The following is a 1,573-nucleotide window of genomic DNA, read 5'->3' on the forward strand; positions in this document are numbered from 1 at the left end:
CCCGCTGGTACCACAACCTCCGCCACCACCCCCACGTCGAAGTCCAGGACGGCCCCCGCAAGCAGGACATGCGCGCCCGCGAACTCACCGGCGCCGAGAAGACCACGTGGTGGCACCGCGCCGTCGACGTCTTCCCCCAATACGCCGACTACCAGGCCAAGACCGCCCGCGCCATCCCCGTCTTGCTCCTCGCACCCCTCACCTGACGCCCCACCCGAACACCGGCGCCGAGCACCTGCACGCGCCGCCACAGGGACCCCGAACACGACGGAGGGGCCCCACCGGCAACCCGGCGAGGCCCCTCCGTCAACGCACCGCTCAGAGCACCGCTCAGATCAAACCGAGCCCGCGCACCGCATCGCGCTCCTCGACCAGCTCGTTCACCGAAGCATCGATGCGCTCCCGCGAGAACTCGTCGACGTCCAAGCCCTGCACGATCTCGAACCGGCCGTCCTTCGCCGTGACCGGGAACGACGAGATGATGCCCTCCGGCACCCCGTACGAACCGTCCGACACCACACCCGCCGAAGTCCAGTCACCCTCCGGAGTCCCGTTGACCCAGGTGTGCACGTGGTCGATCGCCGCGTTCGCCGCCGACGCCGCCGACGACGCACCACGCGCCTCGATGATCGCAGCACCGCGCTTGGCCACCGTCGGGATGAACTCGTCCGCCAGCCACGACCGCTCCACCTGCTCGGCCGCGATCTTCCCGCCGACCTCCGCGTGGAACAGGTCCGGGTACTGCGTCGCCGAGTGGTTGCCCCAGATCGTGAGCTTCTTGATGTCGGTGACCGTCGTACCCAGCTTCTGCGCCAGCTGCGTCAACGCACGGTTGTGGTCCAGCCGCGTCATCGCCGTGAACCGCTCCGCAGGCACGTCCGGAGCGTGCGACTGCGCGATCAGCGCATTGGTGTTCGCCGGGTTCCCGACCACCAGCACCTTCACGTCCTCCGCGGCACCCGCGTTGATCGCCTCGCCCTGCGGCTTGAAGATGCCGCCGTTGGCCTCCAGCAGATCACCGCGCTCCATCCCCTTGGTGCGCGGCCGCGCACCCACGAGCAGGGCCACGTTCGTGCCCTGGAACGCCGCGGTCGCATCGTCGAACACGTCCACGCTGCTCAACAACGGGAACGCGCAGTCGTCGAGCTCCATCGCGGTGCCCTCGGCCGCCTTCACGGCCTGCGGGATCTCCAGCAAGCGAAGCTTGATCGGAGTGTCGGCCCCGATGAGCTGCCCGGAAGCGATCCGGAACAGCAGCGCGTAGCCGATCTGGCCAGCGGCACCGGTGACGGTGACGGTGACGGGCGCTTTGGTCATAGGAGGAATCTTTCCTGCTCGCCGGACGGTTACCGACCGCGATGCTATCCCGCACCCGCCACCCCGCACGCGCCGCCGCAACGGATCACAACCCGCACCCGCCCGGACCGATTCAGCGCCCACCCGAGCAGGCCGGACCGACCCGGCCCGAACCGCACACCCACACGCATCCCCCAGACCCCAGGCCAGGGGAGCGGACCCCGGCGGAAGCGAAACCTCGCTGCCCGCGTTCGAACTCGCCCGGCGAGTTCTCCGC

Annotated in this window: 2 protein-coding genes; one reads left to right on the forward strand and one right to left on the reverse strand. The window is 69.6% G+C overall.

Going from position 1 to position 1,573, the window contains the following annotated elements:
• A partial coding sequence (locus LCD33_RS28550; RefSeq protein WP_224978501.1) for a nitroreductase/quinone reductase family protein occupies nucleotides 1–206 on the forward strand: 206 nt, incomplete at its 5' end.
• A 124-nt stretch (nucleotides 207–330) separates the two neighbouring features.
• Here LCD33_RS28550 and LCD33_RS28555 read toward each other — a convergent pair.
• Nucleotides 331–1,317 (reverse strand): malate dehydrogenase, encoded by a 987-nt coding sequence (locus LCD33_RS28555; RefSeq protein WP_224963317.1) that lies wholly within the window; start codon nucleotides 1,315–1,317, stop codon nucleotides 331–333.
• Nucleotides 1,318–1,573: the final 256 nt, after the last annotated feature.

This window comes from Saccharopolyspora sp. 7B (assembly GCF_020177435.1).
Lineage (GTDB): Bacteria > Actinomycetota > Actinomycetes > Mycobacteriales > Pseudonocardiaceae > Saccharopolyspora_C > Saccharopolyspora_C gregorii.

Bases quoted from the DNA above. Each gene is read 5' to 3' on its own strand.
- LCD33_RS28555 (WP_224963317.1), bottom strand. From the start codon at position 1,317: ATGACCAAAGCGCCCGTCACCGTCACCGTCACCGGTGCCGCTGGCCAG.